This window comes from Polaromonas glacialis (assembly GCF_000709345.1).
GTDB classification, from domain to species: domain Bacteria; phylum Pseudomonadota; class Gammaproteobacteria; order Burkholderiales; family Burkholderiaceae_C; genus Polaromonas; species Polaromonas glacialis.
In genome coordinates, this window is record NZ_KL448323.1 from 24,074 (window position 1) to 45,827 (window position 21,754).

Genomic DNA, 21,754 nt, shown 5'->3' on the forward strand with positions numbered 1-21,754 from the left:
AAGAGAAAAGAGACTGGGCGAACTTTTACCCAGCCCACCAGAGAATTTATGTCAAAGGTCAAGCCTTCACCCCTGCCGCCTGACACCATGATCGGGGGCTATCGCATTGAACGAAAACTCTCGGCCGGTGGATTCGGTGTAGTTTACTTGGCCGTTGACAGCGGGGGCCAGCAGTTTGCCATCAAGGAGTACCTGCCGTCCTCCCTGGCCAGCCGCGCCGCCGGCGAATTGCTGCCGCAGGTACTGCCCGAAAAACTTTCGCTCTACCGCCTGGGCCTGAAGAGTTTTTTCGAGGAAGGCCGTTCGCTGGCCCAGATTTCGCACGGCTCGGTGGTCAGCGTGCTGAACTTCTTTCGTGAGAATGAAACCGTCTACATGGTCATGAACTATCTGGAGGGGGGAACCCTGCAGGACTTCATCATCACGGCGCGCGACCTGAAAAATTCCAAGGTGTTTCGCGAGTCAACCATTCGCTCGTTGTTCGACGAAATCCTGCGCGGGCTGCGCATCGTGCATCAGCACAAGATGCTGCACCTGGACATCAAGCCGGCCAACATCTTCATCACCGACGACAACCGGGCAGTGATGATTGACTTTGGCGCGGCCAGAGAGGTGCTGAGCAAGGAGGGCAACTTCATCCGGCCCATGTACACGCCCGGCTTTGCAGCGCCCGAAATGTACCGGCGCGACTCGTCCATGGGGCCCTGGACCGACATCTATGCAATAGGCGCCTGCATCTACGCCAGCATGCAGGGCTATCCGCCCAACGACGCGCCGCAGCGGATTGAAAAAGACCGGCTGTCGCTGGCCTTGTCCAGGCTGCGTGGCGTTTATTCGGACAACCTGATCGAGGTCGTCCAGTGGTGCATGGCGCTCGACCCGCTGGCCCGGCCGCAATCGGTGTTTGCCCTGCAAAAGGAACTGAGCCGTGAAAGCGCGCGCCGCTACACCAAGCTCACGGTCGGCGAACGGGTCCGGCTGCAGTTTGACAGCGTGGTGTCCGACACCAAGAAAACAGCGCGCAAGGCCAATGTGCCGGGAACCCGGTTCAAATGAAATTTTCGGTTTTTCAGCTCAGCCGTAGCGGCGGCCGGGCCATGAACGAAGACCGCATGGGCTACTGCTATACCCGCGAGTCTGGCCTGTTTGTGCTGGCCGACGGCATGGGCGGACATCCTGAAGGCGAAGTTGCCGCCCAGTTCGCGCTCGACACGATTTCGGCCCTGTACCAGAAGGAGGCCAAGCCCCTGGTCAGCAATCCCGCTGGATTTCTTGCCGACGCGGCGCTGGCGGCGCATCACCGGATCATTCGCCATGCTTCCCAGAAAGGCATGCTTGACACCCCGCGAACCACGCTGGTGGCAGCGGTGGTGCAGGGCGCCAGTGCCACCTGGGTGCATTGCGGCGATTCGCGCCTGTACCTGGTGCGCGATGGCCAGTTGCTGCTGCGCACCCGGGACCATTCATTTCTTGAGCAGGAGCAGGCCGGGCTGAACGAATTCGAGCCCGTGAACCGCAACATCCTGTTCACCTGCCTGGGCTCGCCCGCCAGGCCAACACTGGAAATTGCGGGGCCGTTTGCCTTGCAGCAGGGCGACAGGCTGATGCTCTGCTCGGACGGTTTGTGGGGCAGCCTGAGCGATGCGCAGATCGTTGCGCAATTAAGCGGCCAGCGCGTTTCCGAGGCGGTCCCGGCCCTGGTGGAAAGCGCCTTGGTAGCCGGGGGAAAGCACAGCGACAACGTGACCGTGCTGGCCATGGAGTGGGAGACGCCCGATGAATTTGCGCCCACACGCTTCGGCGCTGCCGACAGCGCGATGGACGGCGGTTTCGCCTCTACCCTCGAAGCAGGAGGGGGCTTTGACACCGCCGACGACCTCGATGAAGCCATGATCGAGCGCTCGATTGCCGAAATCAACGCAGCCATCCGCCGTTCGGGTGTCAGGAAAACCTGATCGGCGTTTTCGTTGCCGGCGTGGCGTTTTTTTCCAGGAAATGGATACGCTGCTCTGCCTGGCCAAAAGCAGCATCCGCGAACTTGTGGCATTGCATTAAAATTCACTATTAAATTAATAGCTATTTACGCATGCCAGGTAAGCGCAAAAGCACTATTTCATCATGAAAATCGTTCTCGCATCCAACAACCAGGGCAAACTGGCCGAACTCCAGGCCATGCTGGAGCCGCTCGGCCTGGAACTGGTCAGGCAGTCCGATCTGGCCATCCCGGAGGCCGAAGAGCCATTTCGCACCTTTGTCGAAAATGCGCTCGCCAAGGCACGCCATGCATCACTCCTCAGCGGCCTGCCGGCGCTGGCCGATGACGCCGGCCTGTGCGTGGAAGCGTTTGGCGGACAGCCGGGCGTGGACACCGCGTTTTATGCCACGCAGTTTGGCTATGCCAAGGGCGACGACAACAACGTCAAGGCCTTGCTGGAACAAATGGCGCACCTGACGCAGCGCGAGCAACGGCGCGCCGCCCTGGTCAGCACGCTGGTTGCGGTGCGCTCGGCCGATGACCCCGAGCCGCTGATCGCCAGCGGGCGCGTGGCCGGCGAAATCGCCCTGGCGCCCGTCGGTGGCAACGGCTTTGGCTTTGACCCGGTGATGTTCGTTCCCGCGTTCGGCCAGACCTTTGCGCAACTGCCGGTCAGCGTGAAGAACGCCAACAGCCACCGCGGCAAGGCCATGCGGCAGATGATTGAATTGCTGCGTGAACGATGGCTGCCAACCGGAATCACATCGCCATGATCCCCTCCCTGACCCCACACGACGTTCAGCACTACATGCGCGCTGGCACGCTGCAACTGGCGGCCTTGCCGCCGCTGTCGCTGTATGTGCATTTGCCCTGGTGCATCAAAAAATGCCCGTACTGCGACTTCAATTCGCATGAAATGACTGGCGAGATGCCCGAGCAGCGCTACATCGATGCACTCGTGGCCGACCTGGAGACGTCGCTGCCGCTGGTCTGGGGCCGCACGGTACACAGCATTTTCATCGGCGGCGGCACGCCCAGCCTGTTTTCGCCGCAGGCCATCGACCGCCTGCTGGGCGACATCCGCGCCCGGCTCAAGCTGACGGCCGACTGCGAAATCACCCTCGAAGCGAATCCCGGCACGTTTGAAAAAGACCGCTTCAAGGCGTTTCGCAGCGCCGGGGTGAACCGCCTGTCGGTCGGCGTGCAGAGTTTCGACGATTCGCACCTGAAGGCGCTGGGCCGGGTTCACGACCGCGCCCAGGCGATTGCGGCGGTCGAAGAGGCGGCGCAGGCCTTCGACACATTCAACCTCGACATCATGTACGCGCTGCCCGGCCAGACGCTGGAAAACCAGGCGCAGGACATGCGCCAGGCGCTGGCCATGGACCCACCCCACATCTCGATCTACCACCTGACGATCGAACCCAACACCTACTTCGCGAAGTTTCCGCCGGTGATTCCCGAGGAAGATACGGCCTACGCCATGCTCGACCAGATCACCGAAATGACCGAAGGCGCCGGGCTGCAGCGCTATGAAGTGTCGGCCTATGCTAAGCCCGGCCACCGCTGCTTTCAAAACACCAACTACTGGCAGTTCGGCGACTACCTGGGCATAGGCGCCGGCGCGCACAGCAAGCTCAGTTTTGCGCACCGGGTGGTGCGCCAGGTGCGTTACCGCGAACCCAAGCTCTACATGGACAAGGCGCTGGCCGGCCAGGCGGTGGCGCAGGAAACCGAGGTCAGCCGTGCCGATCTGCCGTTTGAATTCATGCTCAACGCCTTGCGGCTGCGGGACGGCTTCAAGCTGCAAGACTTTACCGACAAGACCGGCCTGCCGTTCACCGCGATCCAGAAAGGGCTGGAAGAGGCCGAGCGCAAGGGGCTGATCGAGCGCGATTTTGTCCATGTCCGGCCGACCGAGCGCGGCTTTGATTTTTTGAACGACCTGCAATCGCTTTTCCTGGCTGACTGACCGGGCAACCACACACCATGGAACTGGAAACTTCAAGCATTGTCCTGCTGGCCGTCAGCACCGCCGTGAGCTTCGGCCTGGGGCGCACCTTCATGCATTTTCGCAAGAAGAAGCAGAAAAAAGACGCCCAGGAACGCGAGGCGCGAGCCCTGCGCGAGCAGCCTGCCGAGCCGGAATCGAAAAACAAGAGCAAACGCAAGCGGCAGCTTCAGCAGGCGCAAAAAGGGTTCTCCGGCCCGAAGCGCTGAACCGCTTCACACCAGGCCAGGAAAGGCCGCGTGATTTTTCAGGCGGGCATGGCCCGGCACCACGGAAGAGGTGCAACTTTCCGAATGCCGAAATTGGCGTTTGGAGGTGAACGTGGCAAACCCAGAACTCAAGAAATACCAGTATGCGACAAGGGCTGACAAGCTGAGCAAGGGCGTCGAGCATGCACGGGAACTCCATGCGCAGTTTTTCGCGCTGTTCGACGAGTTCAGGCCGGCGCTTCTGCGCCTCGATATTTCTTCAGAGTTGATGCCCCAGCGAGATGGCCCGGCCCGCCTGCGCATCATCACGCCGTTTGGCGACCTTTTTGCCACTGCCGCCTAGACCTTCGACGACGGCCATGTGGGCGCCGCGATGATTTTCACCGATGAGAAAAAAGTCGATGACCGATCCGTCTCGCGAAAACTCAACGCCGTGCTCCTGGCGCGGGACGGATACTGGACCGACTCCGATGGCGACCGGGTGAAAACGCCTTTCGTAGAGATGGGTGAGCACCTCGCCTACGCGGCTGTCCACAAGGCGTTGGCCGCCAAGTTGAAGTCTGACTCGGAATACGTCTCCAGTTTTACGCGCGCATTCCTGCTGTAGGTGCGAGCTTGCCGAATGCGGCTTGGGCGCGAAATCCTGCGGGTCGCCGGACTAGATTTTTGAACGTTGAAGCTGATGCCAATGTCCCGAAGGATTAAGGGCACAATAAAAACCGTTTTCAGGAATTTCAGCGATTGGGGGGTAACAGTGCGGTGGTGTCACCTGATTGTCATGAAACCTGCATGAATGCCAGGGTTCCTGGCGGAAGCGGTGAGATTCGAACTCACGGAGGACTCGCATCCTCGGCAGTTTTCAAGACTGCTGCATTCAACCGCTCTGCCACGCTTCCAAGCCCGCTAGTTTAACCGCAGGGCATGCCGACTTCGGGAGCGGTCTTGAAAAATAAGGATCATGCGGCCTGCAGCATGCCTTTGGTTTCGATGAAGGCAATCACCTCGGCCAGGCCGGTGTTGGTCTTGAGGTTGGTCATGACGAAGGGCTTCAGGCCCTTGGCCGTGGTGCGCATGCGGATGGTATCAAGCTCCATCACGCCCAGATCAGCGCCGACGTAAGGCGCCAGGTCGGTCTTGTTGATGACGAACAGGTCGCTCTTGGTGATGCCCGGGCCGCCCTTGCGCGGGATTTTTTCGCCGGCGGCGACGTCGATCACATAAATCGTCAGGTCGCTCAGTTCGGGGCTGAAGGTGGCGGCCAGGTTGTCGCCGCCCGATTCGATAAACACCACGTCGGCATCGGGAAACTCCTCCAGCATGCGGTCGATGGCTTCGAGGTTGATCGATGCGTCTTCGCGGATGGCCGTGTGCGGGCAGCCGCCGGTTTCCACGCCCATGATGCGCTCGGCGTCGAGCGCGCCGCTGACGGTCAGCAGGCGCTGGTCTTCCTTGGTGTAGATATCGTTGGTGATGGCCACCAGGTCATATTTTCCCTTCATGGCCTTGCAGAGCATTTCTAAAAGAGTTGTTTTGCCCGAGCCTACGGGGCCACCTATGCCCACGCGAAGGGGCGGCAGTTTTTTGGTGCGGTTGGCGATGTGGTGCAGGCTCATGAGGATTCTCCTTAGAGGGTTGAAGATGCGGCGTTTCGTCAGGAGCGAAAAAGCCGTGAGTATTGGGTTTCGTGCTGGGCCGAAAGAATCGCCAGCATGGGCGAAAACGCCTGGCGTTCGCACTCTGGCAACCGCAGGGCCGATTCGACCGCTGCCGGAATGTCCCGGCTCAGGCGGGCCAGGATGCGCTGACCAGCGCTTTGCCCGAGCGGCACCGACTTGAGCGCGGCCTGCATCATGTTTTCAGCCCAGCCAAAGGCGTAGGCCAGCATGCAGTCGCGCGTACCGGCCGCCGTTTGTGATGCCGCCAGCGCAAAGGCGACGGGATAGGTCGGCTGCATTTTGGCGCAGGCGTCAATGTGCGCGGCGTTGGCTCCGTCATGGTTGCGCAGCCAGTCGAGCAGCGAGCGGCCCATCTGCTCGGCCTGCAAGCGCAACTCGCTGGTTTCGCGGGTTTGCAGCACCCAGTCGTTGAGCTGCCGGATACGAATCAGGTCGGCTTCGCGCCAGGCCGGGATGGACTGGGCAATCACGGCCAGGTCGCCGCGGGCCAGCGTCAGGTGAAGCTGGTCTGTCAGCCAGTCGGATGCTATGCTTTCTGCAGCTACTCCCGCACGGTCTACGGCTGCTTCAAGCACTTCTGAATATGAAAATCCGCCCACGGGCAAGGCCGGGGAGGCGAGCCAGATCAGCTGGAGCAGGCTGGCCGCTGGCAGGGCTTGTGCGGTTTGATCAGGCAATCCCGGGCCTGATTCAGTGGCTGTGCGGCTTACGCGGATGGATCTGAATCGCGACCGGCTTGATGGCGTCAGCCGGCCCGTGCTCGTGGCCATGGTTGCAGTCGGGCCCATGCACATGGGGCGCGGGCGCCGTAACCGGTGCATGGGCGTGGCCGTCCGCATGGCCATGACCGCCTGCGCTGTAGGCGCCGCCTTCGGGCTCGAAGGCTTCGGCAACTTCCTGAACCGTCAGGTGCATTGCGCGCAGCATGTCGGCCAGCACATGGTCGGGTTCGATTTTGAGGTGGTCGGGCTTGAGTTCTATCGGCACATGGCGGTTGCCCAGGTGGTAGGCGGCACGGGTCAGGTCGAACGGCGAGCCGTGCGTCGTGCAGGCCGTGATGCGCAGCACGGCCTGCGGCGCGGCAATCACGCGGAGCATGGAACCGTCTTCGGCCACCAGCACATCGCCGCCGCGCACAAGCGTGCCCCGCGGCAGGAACACGCCGAGCTGGCGGCCCAGCGAGTCGGTCGCGTCAAAGCGGCTTTTCTGGCGCACATCCCAGTCGAGCTCAAGGGTGGACGCGCGTTTGACCAGCACCGGGGCCAGACCGGCACCCTGCGAAATGATTTTGGAGATTTGAAGCATCGCCTGATTAAAACAAAAAGTAGCGCTGCGTCATCGGCAGGCTGGTCGCCGGCTCGCAGCTCAAGAGCTGCCCGTCGGCGCGCACCAGGTAAGTCTGGGCGTCGATTTCCATTTTCGGCAGGTAGTCGTTGTGCACCATGTGCTGCTTGCGCACGCCGCGAATGTTCTTCACCGCGCTCAGCTTCTTGGCCAGGCCGAAGCGCTCCTGGATCCCCGCCGCCAGCCCGGCCTGCGACACAAAGGTCAGCGAGCCCTTGGCGATGGCACCGCCGAAAGCGCCGAACATCGGCCGGTAATGCACCGGCTGCGGTGTCGGGATTGAGGCGTTCGGGTCGCCCATGGCGGCCATGGCGATGAACCCGCCTTTCAGGATGATCGACGGCTTGATGCCGAAAAACGCCGGTTTCCAGACCACCAGGTCGGCGAATTTTCCGACTTCGATAGAGCCGACCTCGTGTGAGATGCCGTGGGCAATCGCCGGGTTGATGGTGTATTTGGCGATGTAGCGCTTGACGCGGAAATTGTCGTGGCGCTCGGTGTCCCCTGGCAGCTTGCCGCGCTGCTGCTTCATCTTGTGGGCGTTTTGCCAGGTGCGGATGATGACTTCGCCCACGCGTCCCATGGCCTGGCTGTCACTCGACATCATGCTGATGGCGCCCAGGTCGTGCAGGATGTCCTCGGCGGCAATCGTTTCCTTGCGGATGCGGCTTTCGGCAAACGCCAGGTCTTCGGCAATCGAAGGGTCTAGGTGGTGGCAGACCATCAGCATGTCCACATGCTCGTCGAGCGTGTTGATGGTGTAGGGCATGGTCGGGTTCGTGGATGACGGCAAAAAGTTCGCCTCGCCGACCACGCGCAGGATGTCCGGCGCATGGCCGCCGCCCGCGCCTTCGGTGTGAAAGGCGCACAGGCTGCGCCCCTTGGTCGCGGCAATCGTGTTCTCGACAAAGCCCGACTCATTGAGCGTGTCGCTGTGAATCGCCACCTGCACGTCGGCTTCCTCGGCCACGTCCAGGCAGTTGCTGATGGCGGCGGGCGTCGTGCCCCAGTCTTCATGCAGCTTCAGGCCGATCACGCCGGCGTTGACCTGCTCGTGCAGCGCGGCGGGCTGGCTGGCGTTGCCCTTGCCCAGGAAGCCCAGGTTCATCGGAAAGGCGTCGGCGGCCTGCAGCATGCGCTCTATGTTCCACGGGCCGGGCGTGCAGGTGGTGGCGAAGGTGCCGGTGGCCGGGCCGGTGCCGCCGCCCATCATGGTCGTGATGCCCGAGGTCAGCGCTTCCTCGATCTGCTGCGGGCAGATGAAATGGATGTGCGAATCGATGCCGCCAGCGGTGACGATCATGCCTTCGCAGCTGATGATCTCGGTGCCGGGGCCGATGATGATGTCCACGCCCGGTTGCACATCGGGGTTGCCGGCCTTGCCGATGGCGGCGATGCGCCCGCCTTTCAGGCCGATGTCGGCCTTGACGATGCCCCAGTGGTCGAGGATGAGCGCATTTGTCATCACCGTGTCCATCGCGCCTTCGGCGTTGGTTCGTTGCGATTGCGCCATGCCGTCGCGGATGGTCTTGCCGCCGCCGAACTTGACTTCTTCGCCGTAGCTGCCGGCGCGCAGCGTGTAGTCGGCCTCGACTTCAACCATCAAATCGGTGTCGGCCAGCCGCAGCCGGTCGCCCACGGTCGGGCCGAACATTTCCGCGTACGCGCGTCTGCCAATCGTTGCCATTAAAGCGCTCCCTGAACAAGGCCGCGAAAGCCGTAGATGTTGCGTTCGCCGGCGTACTCCACCAGTTCGACCGTGCGCTGCTGGCCGGGTTCGAAGCGCACGGCGCTCCCCGACGCGATATTGAGCCGCATGCCGCGCGCGGCCTCGCGGTCAAAACCCAGCGCCGCGTTGGTTTCGGCAAAGTGATAATGCGAGCCGACCTGGATCGGCCGGTCGGCCGTGTTTTGCACGACCAGCGTCAAGGTACGCCGGCCTTCGTTGAGCTGGTGGTCGGGGCCGTCGGTAAAGAGTTCGCCTGGAATCATGATGGTGCTTTCTTCAGGCCAGTTGGGCCAGCAGCGTCACACCCAGCGTCGCAACGCCTGCGCCTGCCAGCCGCGTCACCAGGGAGGTGTTGCGCGCAGCCCGGCCCAATGCCAGGCCGGCGGCGTGCAGCGCCAGCGTCGAGATCAGCATGCCCAGCAGCGGCGCCATGAAGTTTGCCGAACCGGCCAGTTCGGTGCCATGCGCCGCACCATGAAAAACCGCAAACACGCCGACCAGCGCCGCCGCCAGCACGGCTGGCAGGTGCATGCGCAAGGCCACCAGCAAGCCCAGCACCAGCAGCGAGGCGGCAATCATCGGCTCGACCGCCGGAAGTTCGATGCCGGCCTGGCCGATCAGTGCGCCTGCCAGCAGCATGGCGGCGAAAGCCAGCGGTGCGGCCCACAGGCGCCGTGCGCTCAAGGCACTCCAGAAACCCACGGCCAGCATGGCGGCCAGGTGGTCCAGGCCGGTGAAGGGGTGCAGCAGGCCGTCGATGAAACCAATCTCTGCATGGGTGCCAGAATCCGTGCCAATGTGGGCTGATGCGCTTGTCGCCAGGGCGCAGGCAGCTATCAATAAAAGAGCGCGATGCAGTTTGCCGGACATAAGTAATTTCCTCAAAAAAGTGTCGAAAAATGGATTTTCCGCAAGCTGGTATTGCATATGCAGCTATCAAAAAATGAGTGAATGAACAGGCGTTTCACACAATCGGCTGATGGACGGTCACCAGCTTGGTGCCGTCCGGAAAGGTGGCTTCGACCTGGATGTCGGGAATCAGCTCGGCGATGCCGTCCATTACGTCGGCGCGGCTCAAGATGGTTCGCCCTTCGCTCATCAGCTGGGCGACGGTCTTGCCGTCGCGCGCGCCTTCCATCACGGCGGCGCTGATCAGCGCCACGGCTTCAGGGTAGTTGAGCTTCAGGCCACGGGCGCGGCGCCGCTCGGCCAGCAGCGAGGCGGTAAAAATCAGCAACTTGTCTTTTTCGCGGGGGGTCAATTCCATGAGGGCTCTTTCGGGTTCGGCTTCCTGAAAAATGCAAGATTGGTGCCACCGGCCTTTGGGCCGTTGCCCGGGTGGCACAGAAGGTGCAGCAATCACCGGCCTTCCAATCTTCACTTGACCTGCCCCATTTTTTTTCATGGACACTTCCGCCACGCCTTCACCGCCACCGCTTTCCCCGGCCCCGTCGGATGAGGGACGGGGCGCAGGCGCGACTGCCGAGGTGCCGGTGCAGCGCATCATCAAAATCCGGCGCGACTACAACAGCTGGGTCGCCAGCGAAACCATGGAAGATTACGCGCTGCGCTTCACGCCGCAGCGCTTTCGCAAATGGTCGGAATGGCGGGTGGCGAACACTGCCTTTGGCGCGGCCTCGTTCCTGATTCTTGAGGCCGTGGGCGCGACCTTGCTGGTGAAATACGGCTTCACCAATGCGTTCTGGGCCATCGTGGCGACAGGGCTGATCATTTTCCTGGCCGGGTTGCCGATCAGCATTTATGCAGCGCGCTATGGCGTGGACATGGATTTGTTGACGCGCGGCGCGGGCTTTGGCTACATCGGCTCGACGCTGACATCGCTGATCTACGCCTCGTTCACCTTCATTTTCTTTGCGCTGGAGGCCGCTGTCATGGCCTATGCGCTGGAACTGGCCTTTGGCATCCCGCCCAAATGGGGCTATCTGGTTTGCGCGCTGATTGTGATTCCGCTGGTCACCCACGGGGTTTCGACCATCAGCCGGCTGCAGGTCTGGACGCAGGCGCTTTGGCTGGTCTTGCTGGTGGTGCCTTTCGTTTACGTTTTTGTGCTCGCTCCTGGTGCATTTTCAGGCGTCGTCAATTACGCCGGCGAAAAAGGTCGCAGCGGCGTGTTTGATTTGCACCTTTTTGGTGCTGCATTGACGGTCGGCATCGCCTTGATTACCCAGATGGGCGAGCAGGCTGACTATTTACGCTTCATGCCGGTGCAGACCCCAGCCAACCGATGGCGCTGGTGGGGCGGGGTGCTTGTCGGCGGGCCGGGCTGGGTGCTGCTGGGCGTGGTCAAGATGCTGGGCGGCGCGCTGCTGGCCTACCTGGCGATTTCCAACATGGTTCCGCTGGACCGGGCGGTAGACCCGAACCAGATGTACCTGGCGGCTTATGAATATGTGTTTGCGGACTACGGCTGGGCGGTCGGGGCGACGGCGCTGTTCGTCGTCGTGTCCCAGCTCAAGATCAATGTGACCAATGCCTATGCCGGCTCGCTGGCCTGGTCGAACTTTTTCTCGCGCCTGACGCACAGCCATCCGGGCCGGGTGGTCTGGCTGGTGTTCAACACCGCCATTGCCTTCATGCTGATGGAGATGAATGTGTTCCAGGCACTCGGCGACGTGCTGGGGCTGTATTCGAACATCGCGATTGCCTGGGTCATGGCGGTGGTGGCTGACTTGGTCGTCAACAAGCCGCTGGGCCTGTCGCCGCCGGGCATCGAGTTCAAGCGCGCTCATCTGTATGACATCAATCCGGTCGGCGTGGGCGCGATGGCGCTGGCGTCGCTGCTGTCGGTCACCGCGCACCTGGGGCTGTACGGCGAGCTGGCGCAGGCATTCTCGGCCGTCATCGCGATGACCACGGCGTTCGTGGCGGCGCCGCTGATCGCCTGGGCCACAAAAGGACGCTATTACATCGCCCGCCGTTCGGAGCCACTGGCCGCCGAGGGGATCTACCAACGCTACGCGACCCAGCGCTGCGTGATTTGCGAGCGCAGCTACGAAGGCCCCGACATGGCGCATTGCCCGGCCTACCAGGGGCCGATCTGCTCGCTGTGCTGCACGCTGGACGCGCGTTGCGGCGATTTGTGCAAGCCCCATGCTTCTCTGTCGGTGCAGTGGTCGGCGGCCCTGCGCTGGCTGCTGCCGCGCCGCATCTGGCCCTACCTGGACACCGGCCTGAGCCACTTCTTGCTGCTGATGGGAATCATCGTGCCGCTGCTGGCCGCCATGTTCGGCCTGCTTTATCGGCAGGAAATCAGTTCGCTGGCCGAACTGGCGGCGTCCGAATCGGCCTTGCGCTCGGGTTTTTTGAAGGCCTACATGGCGCTGCTGGTGATGGCCGGGCTGGTCGCCTGGTGGCTGGTGCTGGCGCACAAGAGCCGGCAGGTGGCGCAGGAAGAGTCGAACCGCCAGACGCACTTGCTGATGCAGGAAATCGAGTCGCACCGGCAGACTGACGAAGCCCTGCAGCAGGCCAAGCGCGTGGCCGACCAGGCCAACCAGGCCAAGAGCCGCTACATCAGCGCCATCAGCCACGAGTTGCGCACGCCGCTCAACAGCATTCTGGGCTATGCGCAGCTCATGGGCGAGGATGCCTGCATTCCGCCGCATCGCAAGCAGGCGGTCAGCGTCATCAAGCGCGGCGGCGAGCATCTGCTGTCGCTGATCGAGGGCACGCTGGACATCGCCCGCATCGAGGCCGGCAAGCTCACGCTCAACGTCAGGCCGATGCAGTTCGCCGACTGCGTGCACGAGGTGGCCGGCATGTTCGAGCTGCAGGCGGCGGCCAAGGGCTTGCGCTTTGTTTTTGAAGCTACAGGCCATCTGCCCGAACTGGTTCGCGCCGACGAGCAGCGGGTCCGCCAGGTCTTGATCAACCTGCTGGGCAACGCCATCAAGTTCACCGCCGAGGGCCAGGTCACCTTCCGGGTGCGCCACACGCGTGAAATGGCTTATATCGACATCGAGGACACCGGCCCCGGCATGCGCGCGGCCGAACTGGAGAAGATTTTCGAGCCCTTCGCGCGCGGCAGCACGGCGGGTCAGAGCGTGGGCGGCGCATCGGGCGCCGGCCTGGGGCTGACTATCGCCAAGATGCTGACCGACCTGATGGGCGGCGAGATGCGGGTGGACAGCACGCCGGGCCGGGGCTCGGTGTTTCGCATCCGGCTGTTCCTGCCGGAAGTGCATCTGGCGGCGGGCAGTTTTCCTGACACCAAGGTCCGTGATGCCAGGCGCCGGCCGCAGGGTTACGAAGGCCCGCGCCGCAAGCTGCTGGTGGTGGACAACGAGGAGCCCGACCGCGAACTGCTGGTGCATCTGCTGGAACCCATGGGTTTCCAACTGCGCACCGCCGCCAGCGGCCACGACTGCCTGGACCTGCTGGCGGCGGGCTATCGGCCCGACGTGATCTTCATGGACCTGGCCATGGCAGGCATTGACGGCTGGGAAACGATGCGCCGCGTGCGCAAGTCGGGGCATGCCGGCATTGATCTGGCGATTGTGTCGGCCAACGCCTTTGACAAGGGGCTCGACAACGACGTCGGCATACGCCCCGAGGACTTCATCCTCAAACCCGTGCGCCACACCGAATTGCTCGACTGGCTGGAGCGAAACCTGGGCCTGGTCTGGTCCTATGACGCCCCGGCAGAAAACCCTGTTCCGGTGCTTGACGTGCCCGCAAAGCGTGTCCTGCCGGATGCGCTGCAGCTCGCCAGCCTGCTCGAAGTGGTCCATCTGGGCTTTTACCGTGGCATCCTCAACAAGCTGGCGGAAATTGAAACGCAGCAACCCGCCACCGCTGCCTTTGTCGAGGAAATGCGCCTGATGGCGCGCCAATTCCGGTTTGAAGCCATGGCCAGAGAGCTCACACAGAAAGAACCCGGCCATGAACAAGATGCCTGAAAACAGCCCGATGCCGGACAGCCGCCTGGACCAGACGCTGGACCGCGCCAACAGCGACGTCGTGCTGATTGTTGACGATGTGCCTGACAACCTGTCGGTGCTGCATGACGCGCTCGATGAATCGGGCTACACCGTGCTGGTCGCCACCAGCGGCGAAGCCGCGCTGCAGCGGGCCCGGCAGGCCGTGCCCGACATCGTATTGCTGGACGCCATGATGCCAGGCATGGATGGCTTTGAAGTGGCAAGGCGACTCAAGGCGATGCCGGAAACGGCTCACATTCCCATCATCTTCATGACCGGCCTGACCGAAACCGAGCACCTGGTGGCCGCCTTGCAGGCCGGCGGCGTGGACTATGTGACCAAGCCGATCAAGCCCAAGGAAGTGATGGCGCGCATGGGCGTACACCTGCAGGGCGCGCGCCGGGCGAGGCAGGAGGCGCGGCAGGCCGGCCAGGCGCGCAACGCGCTCGACGCGTTTGGCTACGCCAGCATGACGGTGCGCATGAATGCCGATGGACAAGGCGACGGCAAGCTGGTCTGGCAAACGCCGCTGGCGCGCGAGCTGCTCATGCGCTACTACGGCACCACGGCGCCGCAAACGCCTGAACCGGTCCTGCAATGGCTGCGCCGCCATCTGCCGGATGCCGAACGACAGATCGAGCCGCCGCGCCTGACGGTCGAGCAAGGGCCGCGCCGCCTGACATTCCGGCTGCACCAGCAAACCGATGACAACGACAGCGGCGGCGACTGGCTCATCGTGATGCGTGAAATTTCCGACGATGCCGTGGTCGAGGCGATAGCCTTGAGCTTCAAGCTCACCGCCCGAGAGGCCGAGGTGCTGTACTGGGTGGTCAAGGGAAAGGTCAACCGCGACATTGGCGACATCCTGGGCGCCAGCCCGGCGACGATCAAGAAACACCTGGAGCGCGTGTACGCCAAGCTCGGCGTGGAAACCCGCACGGCAGCAGCCGGCCGGGCCATGAACCGCATCCGCCAGCTTCATCCGCAGTTTGAATGCTGAAGAAAGAAAGGTACCTGACTGGCTGTCCGGTTATAATGGCGGGTTCGGTAACGCATCAGCGTTTTTCATCGAAGTCACCATTTCATCCGGCTTCTTTCTCAAATGCGGCGCTTCCCAGAGCCCGAATTCCCAGCGATCTGGCACTGCTTTCACAGGTTTTTCAGCCTTGATGCCCACAGCACTGTTTCATCTCCTGGCGAGCACTTCCACCAACGGTGCCCACTCATGGCTCAATCTGTCCGGCTTTCAAGAGCCTGGCGGCCAGTACCGAATACACGTTGGCTTGGCTTCCAAGCTGGTTACTCTCCCATGAAGCCGGAAAAAATATCCGGCAAAGACTTTTATGAACATGAACGATACCCAATTAGAGGTAGGCAAATATCTCGTCTCGCCCACTGCCAAAGCGCAGGGCGAAGGCCGCTTCGCGGCTTCAGTTTCCATCCGCTCCGGTCGCGGCAGCGGCACCCATGACCGGGTGCTGCGTTTCACCGGAATTTTTGACAGCGCCGCCGCTGCCGTACATTACGCTACCGAACACGCCCTGGGCTGGATTCACGAGCGTTCATCGCCGGTTTGCGCATGATGCACAGCCAGCCCGCGTGGGCTGGCGACACCCCATAATTTTGAAATATCAGGAGTTGATAGATGGCCAAAGAAGAATTGATTGAGATGCATGGTCTGGTTGATGAAGTCCTGCCCGACTCGCGCTTTCGCGTGACGCTGGACAACGGCCACAAGCTCGTGGCCTACACCTCGGGCAAGATGCGCAAGAACCATATCCGCATCCTGGCAGGCGACCAGGTGTCGCTGGAACTCTCACCCTACGACCTGAGCAAGGGCCGTATCACCTTCCGTCACATCGCCGGTCGCGGGCCAGGACCTGCGCCACGCCAGAACCGCTAACTAGCCAAGCCCTTCCCGCAGTTTTCCATGGCACCCGGTGCCATGGCTTTCGGGCACCATGCACCCGATGCACCCGGCTGGGTGCGGTTTTCCCAGGCAGGTCAGTGCCCCACGGCCATGTGCTCCGTCTTTTCGTCCAGCACCATTTCCGGTTCCTGGGCTTCCTCCCACGTCTCGTTGTTCAGGCCGGCATGCAGCCGCTCCACATCAAGCTCGTTGGTCCACTTGGCCACGACCAGCGTCGCCACGCCGTTGCCGATCAGGTTGGTCAGCGCGCGCGCTTCCGACATGAAGCGGTCGATGCCCAGAATCAAGGCCAGGCCGGCCACCGGCACGGTGCCGACCGCCGACAGCGTGGCCGCCAGCACGATGAAGCCGCTTCCGGTCACGCCCGCAGCGCCTTTCGAGGTCAGCAGCAACACGCCCAGCAGCGTGATTTCCTGCATCAGCGTCATCGGCGTGTTGGTCGCCTGCGCGATGAAGACCGCCGCCATCGTCAGGTAGATCGATGTTCCATCCAGGTTGAACGAATAGCCGGTGGGAATGACCAGGCCCACGGTCGTCTTTTTGGCGCCCAGGTTTTCCATCTTTTCCATCATGCGCGGCAGCACCGATTCGGACGACGAGGTGCCGAGCACGATCAGCAGTTCTTCCTTGATGTACTTGATGAATTTCCAGATGCTGAAGCCGTGGAGCTTGGCAATCGTGCCGAGCACGATAAAGATGAAGATCAGGCAGGTCAGGTAGAACGCACCCATCAGCTTGCCGAGTGAAAACAGCGAGCCGACGCCGTATTTGCCAATGGTGAACGCCATGGCGCCAAACGCACCGATCGGCGCGACCTTCATGATGAAGCCGACGATGGTGAACAGCACATGCGAGGTCTTCTCGATCATGTCGAACACCATCGTGCCCCGGCCGCCGAAGCGGTGCAAGGCAAAGCCGAACAGCAGCGCCAGCAGCAGCACCTGCAAGATCTCGCCTTTGGCAAAGGCATCGACAAAGGCGGTCGGGATGACGTTCATGATGAAGTCGGTCGTGCTGACCATCTTGCCCGGTCCGGTGTAGGCTGCAATGGCCTTGGTGTCCAGCGTGGCCGGGTCCACATTCATGCCGACGCCCGGTTTGAGCACGTTGACCAGCACCAGCCCGATGATCAGCGCGAAGGTGCTGACGACTTCAAAGTACAGCAGCGCCAGTCCGCCGGTCTTGCCCACCTTCTTCATGTCTTCCATGCCGGCGATGCCGACGACCACGGTGCAGAAAATGATCGGCGCGATCATCATCTTGATGAGCTTGATAAAGCCATCGCCGAGCGGCTTCATGCTTTCGCCCACCGAAGGGTAGAAAAACCCCAGTGCGACGCCTGCAATGACGGCGCAGATCACCTGGAAATACAGGGAACGGTAAAGCGGCAATTTGCGCGGGAGTGTTGAGGTGGTCATGCGTGGGGTGCATCGGCTGATGCGGCAGTAAAAGATTGAGGAAAGCCAATATAGCCAGCGTGTCCCGATTGAATATACGTAGTAGCCACAAAAAGGGATGTTTTCAACACTTAAATTCGGGATGGACGTTTTTTTCGGATTCTATGACCGGCCAGTTCTTGTGGATATCTCGACAGGAGCTGAAAAACAAAAAATACGCTGCCGTCCTACATTCATGCACAGGAGCGAATGCTTAGATGACTGTCCTGCCGGTGCGAGCCATCAGCCCGCTACGACTGCATTCCCTACACAAGGAGTTCCTCCATGTCTTTGAACACGACACCTTCGCTTCACAGCAGCTACCTTGCCAATGAACTGGCGAATGCCGACCTCCAGACTGAATACGCCCGTATGCGTGAAGAGCTGGAGCGCCTGCTGACCGAGCCGGACAAGGATTTTCAAAGAATTGATGCGCTGGTTGACCAGCTTGAACTGGTTCAGCTCGCCTTCAAGGAACAGCACGGCATCAAGGGCAACAACCCGAATGAATGAGTTGCTGCAAGCTCGAAGAATGTTTGCAAAACGCGCCTGACAGCGTGCGCGGCGGAGTGTTTTCCTACAAGGCGCGGCGCTCTATTTTTTATAGCTGTTAACGACCGCCAGTATTGCGCAAGAAGCCTGTTTGTCATTTATTTCAGGCCGCGTTCCATGGCTTTCCCAGTGGCGGCACGGTTTTACAGAACTACACGGTCTTCGGAGATTTCTTACGGGCGTCTGTCTTGCAGGCTGGCAAGCACCGCAAGCGATTCCTTTTAACTTAGGGCTGTCAACCGGACAGATCCACTTCAAAGGAAATCAACATGCCCATCATTGCCTGGTTACTCGGTGTCCCCATCACCGTCATCTTGTTGCTGATGCTTTTCGGGGTGTTCTGAAAAGCTGCCTGCCACCCTGAAAAGGATGCAAAAAAACCCGCCTCGGCGGGTTTTTTCATGGCTGCACGCCATCGGCTGACACCCACACGCGCCTGTCTGCATCGGTTACGCTGGCAGGGCGGAGGCGCATTTGCCGCACCTGCCACCATGAAGGCAGCAAGCGTTGGACTTGCGGCCGCGCAAACCGGTCGTCCATCAGGAAGATCACGCCCTGGTCCCGCGTGGTGCGTATCACCCGGCCTGCGGCCTGCACGACTTTCTGGATTCCCGGGTAAAGGTAGGTGTAGTCATAAGCCTGCCGGGCGCCAAAATTTTCAGCCATCCGCAGCTTGATCTGCTCGTTGACCGGGTTGACCTGCGGCAGGCCCAGCGTGGCGATGAAGGCGCCAATCAGCCGCTGGCCGGGCAGGTCGATGCCCTCGGCAAACGCGCCGCCCAGCACGGCAAAACCAATGCCGCGTCCCTCCGGCACAAAGCGCGCCAGGAATTCGTCACGCGCCGCTTCATCCATGCGCCGGGTCTGCTGCCATATCGGCACCTGCGGGTGCAATTGCCGGAAGCGCTCGGCCAGCTTTTCCAGATAGTCGTAGCTGCTCAGGAACACCAGGTAGTTGCCCGGCTTGTCGTCGTACTGCCGCGCCATCAGGTGCGCGATGGGCGCCAGCGACCCCTCGCGGTGCTGGTAACGGGTCGAGATGTCGCTCACCACCTGCACCGCCAGCTGCTCGGCCAGGAACGGCGACGGCACATCGACCCAGGCCGTGTCGGCCGGCAGGCCCAGCGTGTCGGCATGATATTTTTGCGGGCTCAGCGTCGCGGAAAACAGCGCGGCCGACCGGGCAGCGGCAAAGCGCGGCGCCAGGAAAGGCGCGGGCACGACGTTGCGGATGCACAGCCGGCTGAACCGGGCCGCCGGGCGGCTGGAGCCGAAAGGGCCATTGCGGACACGCGCATCGTCAAGCGTGATGTCAAACAGCGAATGCGCGCCAAAGCTTTCGGCAATGCGCGAGAAATGCAGCGCATCGAAGTAAAAGCGCTGGAGCGCAGCATCCACTCGCGTCGGATGCGCCTCCAGGTCATCGGTTATGGCGGCCGTAGCCTGTTGCAAGGCCAGCAGGAACTTGTCCGGCGGACTGTCGCACACCTGATAGGCTTGTTCTGGCGGATGCTGTGGCCCCCTGGCCAGGTCGCGCCAAGCGCGGTGCAGGCGGTCGAGCGGCTTTTTCAGCGCCGGCCCGGCCGACTGCCGCACGCCGGCCAGTTCGGCCTGGTCCAGTTCGGCCGAATACATCTTTCGCGCCCGGTCCACCAGGTTGTGCGCTTCATCGACCAGCACGCTGACGCGCCAGCCATTGGCCACCGTCAGGCCATGGAGGAGGGCGCTCACGTCAAAGTAATAGTTGTAGTCGCCGACCACCACATCGCTCCAGCGCACCAGGTCCTGGCTCAGGTAATACGGGCACACGCCATGCGCCAGCGCCACCGTACGCAGCGCTTCCTTGTCGAGCAGGCCGCCCGCCCCCGGTTCGGCCAGCGCCGCGCTGCGCGCAGCCGGCAGGCGGTCGTAAAACCCCCGGGCCAGCGGGCACGACTCGCCATGGCAGGCCTTGTCCAGGTGCTCGCACGCCTTGTCGCGCGCCACCAGCTCGATGATGCGCAGGGGAAGGGTCGGCGCGCTTCGATTGATCAGCGCCAGCGCATCGAGTGCCAGCCGGCGGCCGGGGGTCTTGGCCGCCAGAAAGAACACCTTGTCGATGTGCTGCCGGGGCGCGGCCTTGAGCAGCGGAAAGACCGTGGCTATGGTCTTGCCGATGCCGGTGGGTGCCTGCGCCATCAGGCAGCGGCTGCTGGCGGCCGAGCGGTACACCGCCTCGGCCAGTTCGCGCTGGCCGGTGCGAAAGGCCGCATGCGGAAAAGCCAGCGCCGCCAGCGCTGCATCGCGTGCCGCGCGGTGCGCCAGTTCCTGCCGCGCCCAGTCCAGGAATTTTTCGCACTGCGCTTCAAAATAGCCTTTCAGCGCCTCGGCGGTGAAGCATTCCGCCAGCACCGTTTCCTGCTGGCTGCCGATGTCCAGGTAAACCAGCGCCAGCCTCACCTCGGCCAGCTCCAGCTTCTGGCACAGCAGCCAGCCATAGACCTTGACCTGCGCCCAGTGCAACTGGCGGTGGTTTTCCGGCATGTCGGCCAGGTCGCCCCGGAAGGTCTTGACCTCTTCGAGCTGCCTGTTTTGCGCGTCGTAGCCATCGGCGCGGCCGCGCACCCGCAGCTCCTTGTAGTCGCCGCTCAGGCTCACTTCGGCCTGGTAGAGCGCGCCGCGTCGGGATGCGACCAGCGCATGGCCGGCAATGCCTTCCTGCGCGGAAGGCGAGGGCGTGAAACGCAGGTCCAGGTCCCCCTGCTTGGCGGTGAATTCGCACAGCGCCCGGACGGCGACGACATAGCGCAATTCAGGCGCCCGCTGGCAGCGTCGGCTGGCTGGCTGGGGCGCGGGCCAAGTTGTGAAGCGCCGTCACTGGGGCTTGACGTAGTTCATGGCCGTGTCGAATTCCTCGCGCGACAGGAAGCCGTCCTGGTTGGTGTCGGCCCGATCAAAATTTTTCGCCACGCCGCGAAAGCCCGAGGCTTCCTGCCAGCTGACCTTGCCGTCGCGGTTGCCGTCCATGAAACCAAAGGCCCGTTCCAGGTCGCTGGCCGCGTAGCGCGGCGCCGGCGCAGAAACTTCCGCAGCGGCCGCGCCCGAAGTGGCGGCAGTGGGGGAATCGGTGCCTTGGGCCTGGGCGCCCAGGGCCCACAGCGCAGCGGCCGCGCTCACGCCGAGCATCCTGGACCAGACCTGCAACGAAGTTCTGCCAGTGCGCACGGCGGAAAGGGCCGGATTTCGGTTAACGGGATGGACGGAAAAGACCGTGGAAAAATTCATGGGTCGGCTCATTAAAAGGTCAAACATGCCTGCGATTGGACGCCAGTTTGCCCGGCGGCTCCAGCAAACTTGCAGCGTGTTTCGCAGCTTTACCTGGCGGGCACACCGCGCGCACTGCTTTGCCGTTGCGACGGGCCTGATCCGGTTTCATGCCATGGCAATGCATGCGCTTGCGGCTGACAGCACGGGCATGGACTGTCCCACAGCAGCCACTGGGCCGGCTTTCGACAATCAGGGCTTCCATATGGATTTTAAAAGCACAAGGAAACACCATGGCAACCAGCAGCATTCTGGGCGGCTCCAAGGCCCCCGAGGAAATCAGCGGTAAAGACCTGCATGCCCTGGGTCCCAGCGACAACTCCGACAGCGGCAGCGATGCGGTGGGCGCCTATGGCGACGACGAACTGTCGAGCGACAGCGACGCCGTGGGCACCGGCGAGCGCGCCTCCGCAGGCCTTGACCGCAACCAGCCCGATGCGGACATCCTGCCCGACCGCATCGAACAGGCGCCTGGCACCGATTCGGACAGCGATGTCGACGCCGATGCCGGCGACGACTTCAATGACCTGAGCGAAGTCGAGGACCTGGCCGATGACGGCGATGACCTGGACATCGATGTGGAAGATGACGGCGACGAAACTGCGAACGCGTCACGCTGAAATCCTGCCCTTTTCCCGGCCAGCGGCTT

Annotated in this window: 26 protein-coding genes and 1 tRNA gene; 13 read left to right on the top strand and 14 right to left on the bottom strand. The window is 62.3% G+C overall.

What is annotated here, in order from left to right; all coding sequences use genetic code 11:
* Positions 1-48 precede the first annotated feature (48 nt).
* The 7 genes from EC86_RS0100445 (at position 49) to EC86_RS0100480 (ending at position 4,802) form a co-directional block, all read left to right on the top strand.
* Positions 49-1,056, top strand: coding sequence for a serine/threonine protein kinase (locus tag EC86_RS0100445; RefSeq protein ID WP_029523757.1), 1,008 nt, complete (start codon positions 49-51; stop codon positions 1,054-1,056).
* On the top strand, positions 1,053-1,955 hold the full coding sequence (locus EC86_RS0100450; RefSeq protein ID WP_029523758.1) for a PP2C family protein-serine/threonine phosphatase: 903 nt from the start codon (positions 1,053-1,055) through the stop codon (positions 1,953-1,955). Before EC86_RS0100445 ends, EC86_RS0100450 begins: the two co-directional genes overlap by 4 nt.
* Before the next feature lie 163 nt (positions 1,956-2,118).
* Positions 2,119-2,748, top strand: a complete 630-nt coding sequence (rdgB, locus tag EC86_RS0100460) for an RdgB/HAM1 family non-canonical purine NTP pyrophosphatase (RefSeq protein ID WP_029523759.1) — start codon at positions 2,119-2,121, stop codon at positions 2,746-2,748.
* Positions 2,745-3,947, top strand: coding sequence for a radical SAM family heme chaperone HemW (gene hemW, locus EC86_RS0100465; protein ID WP_029523760.1), 1,203 nt, complete (start codon positions 2,745-2,747; stop codon positions 3,945-3,947). The genes rdgB and hemW overlap by 4 nt, the downstream gene beginning before the upstream one ends.
* 17 nt (positions 3,948-3,964) lie before the next feature.
* Positions 3,965-4,195, top strand: coding sequence for a hypothetical protein (locus EC86_RS0100470; RefSeq protein WP_029523761.1), 231 nt, complete (start codon positions 3,965-3,967; stop codon positions 4,193-4,195).
* A gap of 112 nt (positions 4,196-4,307) precedes the next feature.
* Positions 4,308-4,538 carry a hypothetical protein gene (locus EC86_RS0100475; protein ID WP_156955140.1) on the top strand — a complete coding sequence of 77 codons (231 nt, stop codon included), beginning with the start codon at positions 4,308-4,310 and terminating at the stop codon, positions 4,536-4,538.
* A gap of 30 nt (positions 4,539-4,568) precedes the next feature.
* The gene (locus tag EC86_RS0100480) at positions 4,569-4,802 is read left to right on the top strand and encodes a hypothetical protein (protein WP_156955142.1); all 234 of its coding nucleotides are present in this window, start codon (positions 4,569-4,571) and stop codon (positions 4,800-4,802) included.
* Positions 4,803-5,001: 199 nt separating this feature from the next.
* On the opposite strand, the gene EC86_RS0100485 is transcribed toward EC86_RS0100480, so the two are convergent.
* The 8 genes from EC86_RS0100485 to EC86_RS0100520 all read right to left on the bottom strand — a co-directional run bounded on the left by EC86_RS0100485 (position 5,002) and on the right by EC86_RS0100520 (position 10,211).
* Positions 5,002-5,091, bottom strand: a tRNA-Ser gene (locus tag EC86_RS0100485).
* 60 nt (positions 5,092-5,151) lie between these two features.
* The gene (gene ureG, locus EC86_RS0100490) at positions 5,152-5,808 is read right to left on the bottom strand and encodes an urease accessory protein UreG (RefSeq protein ID WP_029523764.1); all 657 of its coding nucleotides are present in this window, start codon (positions 5,806-5,808) and stop codon (positions 5,152-5,154) included.
* 38 nt (positions 5,809-5,846) lie between these two features.
* The gene (locus tag EC86_RS0100495; protein WP_029523765.1) at positions 5,847-6,524 is read right to left on the bottom strand and encodes an urease accessory protein UreF; all 678 of its coding nucleotides are present in this window, start codon (positions 6,522-6,524) and stop codon (positions 5,847-5,849) included.
* 37 nt (positions 6,525-6,561) lie between these two features.
* Positions 6,562-7,176, bottom strand: coding sequence for an urease accessory protein UreE (ureE, locus tag EC86_RS0100500; protein ID WP_029523766.1), 615 nt, complete (start codon positions 7,174-7,176; stop codon positions 6,562-6,564).
* A gap of 7 nt (positions 7,177-7,183) precedes the next feature.
* A complete protein-coding gene (gene ureC / locus EC86_RS0100505) occupies positions 7,184-8,902 on the bottom strand; it encodes an urease subunit alpha (RefSeq protein WP_029523767.1) in 1,719 nt (572 codons plus the stop codon).
* A complete protein-coding gene (locus tag EC86_RS0100510; RefSeq protein ID WP_029523768.1) occupies positions 8,902-9,207 on the bottom strand; it encodes an urease subunit beta in 306 nt (101 codons plus the stop codon). Before EC86_RS0100510 ends, ureC begins: the two co-directional genes overlap by 1 nt.
* A gap of 13 nt (positions 9,208-9,220) precedes the next feature.
* Positions 9,221-9,814, bottom strand: coding sequence for a HupE/UreJ family protein (locus EC86_RS0100515; RefSeq protein WP_029523769.1), 594 nt, complete (start codon positions 9,812-9,814; stop codon positions 9,221-9,223).
* A gap of 94 nt (positions 9,815-9,908) precedes the next feature.
* Entirely contained in the window at positions 9,909-10,211 is a 303-nt protein-coding gene (locus EC86_RS0100520; protein ID WP_029523770.1) for an urease subunit gamma, read from the bottom strand.
* A 136-nt stretch (positions 10,212-10,347) separates the two neighbouring features.
* Here EC86_RS0100520 and EC86_RS0100525 point away from each other — a divergent pair, with 136 nt between their 5' ends.
* Both EC86_RS0100525 and EC86_RS0100530 read left to right on the top strand, forming a co-directional pair.
* Positions 10,348-13,863, top strand: a complete 3,516-nt coding sequence (locus tag EC86_RS0100525) for a hybrid sensor histidine kinase/response regulator (RefSeq protein ID WP_029523771.1) — start codon at positions 10,348-10,350, stop codon at positions 13,861-13,863.
* Positions 13,847-14,884, top strand: a complete 1,038-nt coding sequence (locus EC86_RS0100530; RefSeq protein WP_051675651.1) for a response regulator transcription factor — start codon at positions 13,847-13,849, stop codon at positions 14,882-14,884. The genes EC86_RS0100525 and EC86_RS0100530 overlap by 17 nt, the downstream gene beginning before the upstream one ends.
* A gap of 30 nt (positions 14,885-14,914) precedes the next feature.
* Here EC86_RS0100530 and EC86_RS28415 read toward each other — a convergent pair whose 3' ends face one another.
* Complete coding sequence (locus EC86_RS28415) at positions 14,915-15,061, bottom strand: hypothetical protein (protein ID WP_156955144.1); 147 nt, start codon at positions 15,059-15,061, stop codon at positions 14,915-14,917.
* Positions 15,062-15,227: 166 nt separating this feature from the next.
* Between EC86_RS28415 and EC86_RS0100535 the strand changes: the two genes are divergently transcribed.
* Together EC86_RS0100535 and infA are read left to right on the top strand one after the other, a co-directional pair.
* The gene (locus tag EC86_RS0100535) at positions 15,228-15,467 is read left to right on the top strand and encodes a hypothetical protein (RefSeq protein ID WP_029523773.1); all 240 of its coding nucleotides are present in this window, start codon (positions 15,228-15,230) and stop codon (positions 15,465-15,467) included.
* Positions 15,468-15,529: 62 nt separating this feature from the next.
* Positions 15,530-15,787, top strand: a complete 258-nt coding sequence (infA, locus tag EC86_RS0100540; protein ID WP_026780839.1) for a translation initiation factor IF-1 — start codon at positions 15,530-15,532, stop codon at positions 15,785-15,787.
* A gap of 101 nt (positions 15,788-15,888) precedes the next feature.
* On the opposite strand, the gene EC86_RS0100545 is transcribed toward infA, so the two are convergent.
* Positions 15,889-17,232: a dicarboxylate/amino acid:cation symporter gene (locus EC86_RS0100545; RefSeq protein WP_029523774.1), complete on the bottom strand. Its 1,344-nt coding sequence runs from the start codon at positions 17,230-17,232 to the stop codon at positions 15,889-15,891.
* A gap of 303 nt (positions 17,233-17,535) precedes the next feature.
* On the opposite strand from EC86_RS0100545, the gene EC86_RS0100550 reads away from it, so the two are divergent.
* The gene (locus tag EC86_RS0100550) at positions 17,536-17,763 is read left to right on the top strand and encodes a hypothetical protein (protein ID WP_029523775.1); all 228 of its coding nucleotides are present in this window, start codon (positions 17,536-17,538) and stop codon (positions 17,761-17,763) included.
* A 274-nt stretch (positions 17,764-18,037) separates the two neighbouring features.
* Here the strand turns inward: EC86_RS0100550 and EC86_RS28420 are convergent, their stop codons facing one another.
* The 4 genes from EC86_RS28420 to EC86_RS28425 form a co-directional block, all read right to left on the bottom strand.
* The gene (locus tag EC86_RS28420) at positions 18,038-18,205 is read right to left on the bottom strand and encodes a hypothetical protein (RefSeq protein WP_156955146.1); all 168 of its coding nucleotides are present in this window, start codon (positions 18,203-18,205) and stop codon (positions 18,038-18,040) included.
* Positions 18,202-20,592, bottom strand: coding sequence for an ATP-dependent DNA helicase (locus tag EC86_RS0100560; RefSeq protein WP_084181071.1), 2,391 nt, complete (start codon positions 20,590-20,592; stop codon positions 18,202-18,204). The genes EC86_RS28420 and EC86_RS0100560 overlap by 4 nt, the downstream gene beginning before the upstream one ends.
* A 63-nt stretch (positions 20,593-20,655) precedes the next feature.
* The gene (locus EC86_RS25765; protein ID WP_198026734.1) at positions 20,656-21,066 is read right to left on the bottom strand and encodes an EF-hand domain-containing protein; all 411 of its coding nucleotides are present in this window, start codon (positions 21,064-21,066) and stop codon (positions 20,656-20,658) included.
* Between the two features lie 19 nt (positions 21,067-21,085).
* Positions 21,086-21,355 carry a hypothetical protein gene (locus EC86_RS28425; protein WP_156955148.1) on the bottom strand — a complete coding sequence of 90 codons (270 nt, stop codon included), beginning with the start codon at positions 21,353-21,355 and terminating at the stop codon, positions 21,086-21,088.
* Here EC86_RS28425 and EC86_RS27405 point away from each other — a divergent pair.
* Positions 21,339-21,725 carry a hypothetical protein gene (locus tag EC86_RS27405; protein WP_029523778.1) on the top strand — a complete coding sequence of 129 codons (387 nt, stop codon included), beginning with the start codon at positions 21,339-21,341 and terminating at the stop codon, positions 21,723-21,725. The two genes, EC86_RS28425 and EC86_RS27405, sit on opposite strands and share 17 nt — an antisense overlap.
* Positions 21,726-21,754 lie beyond the last annotated feature (29 nt).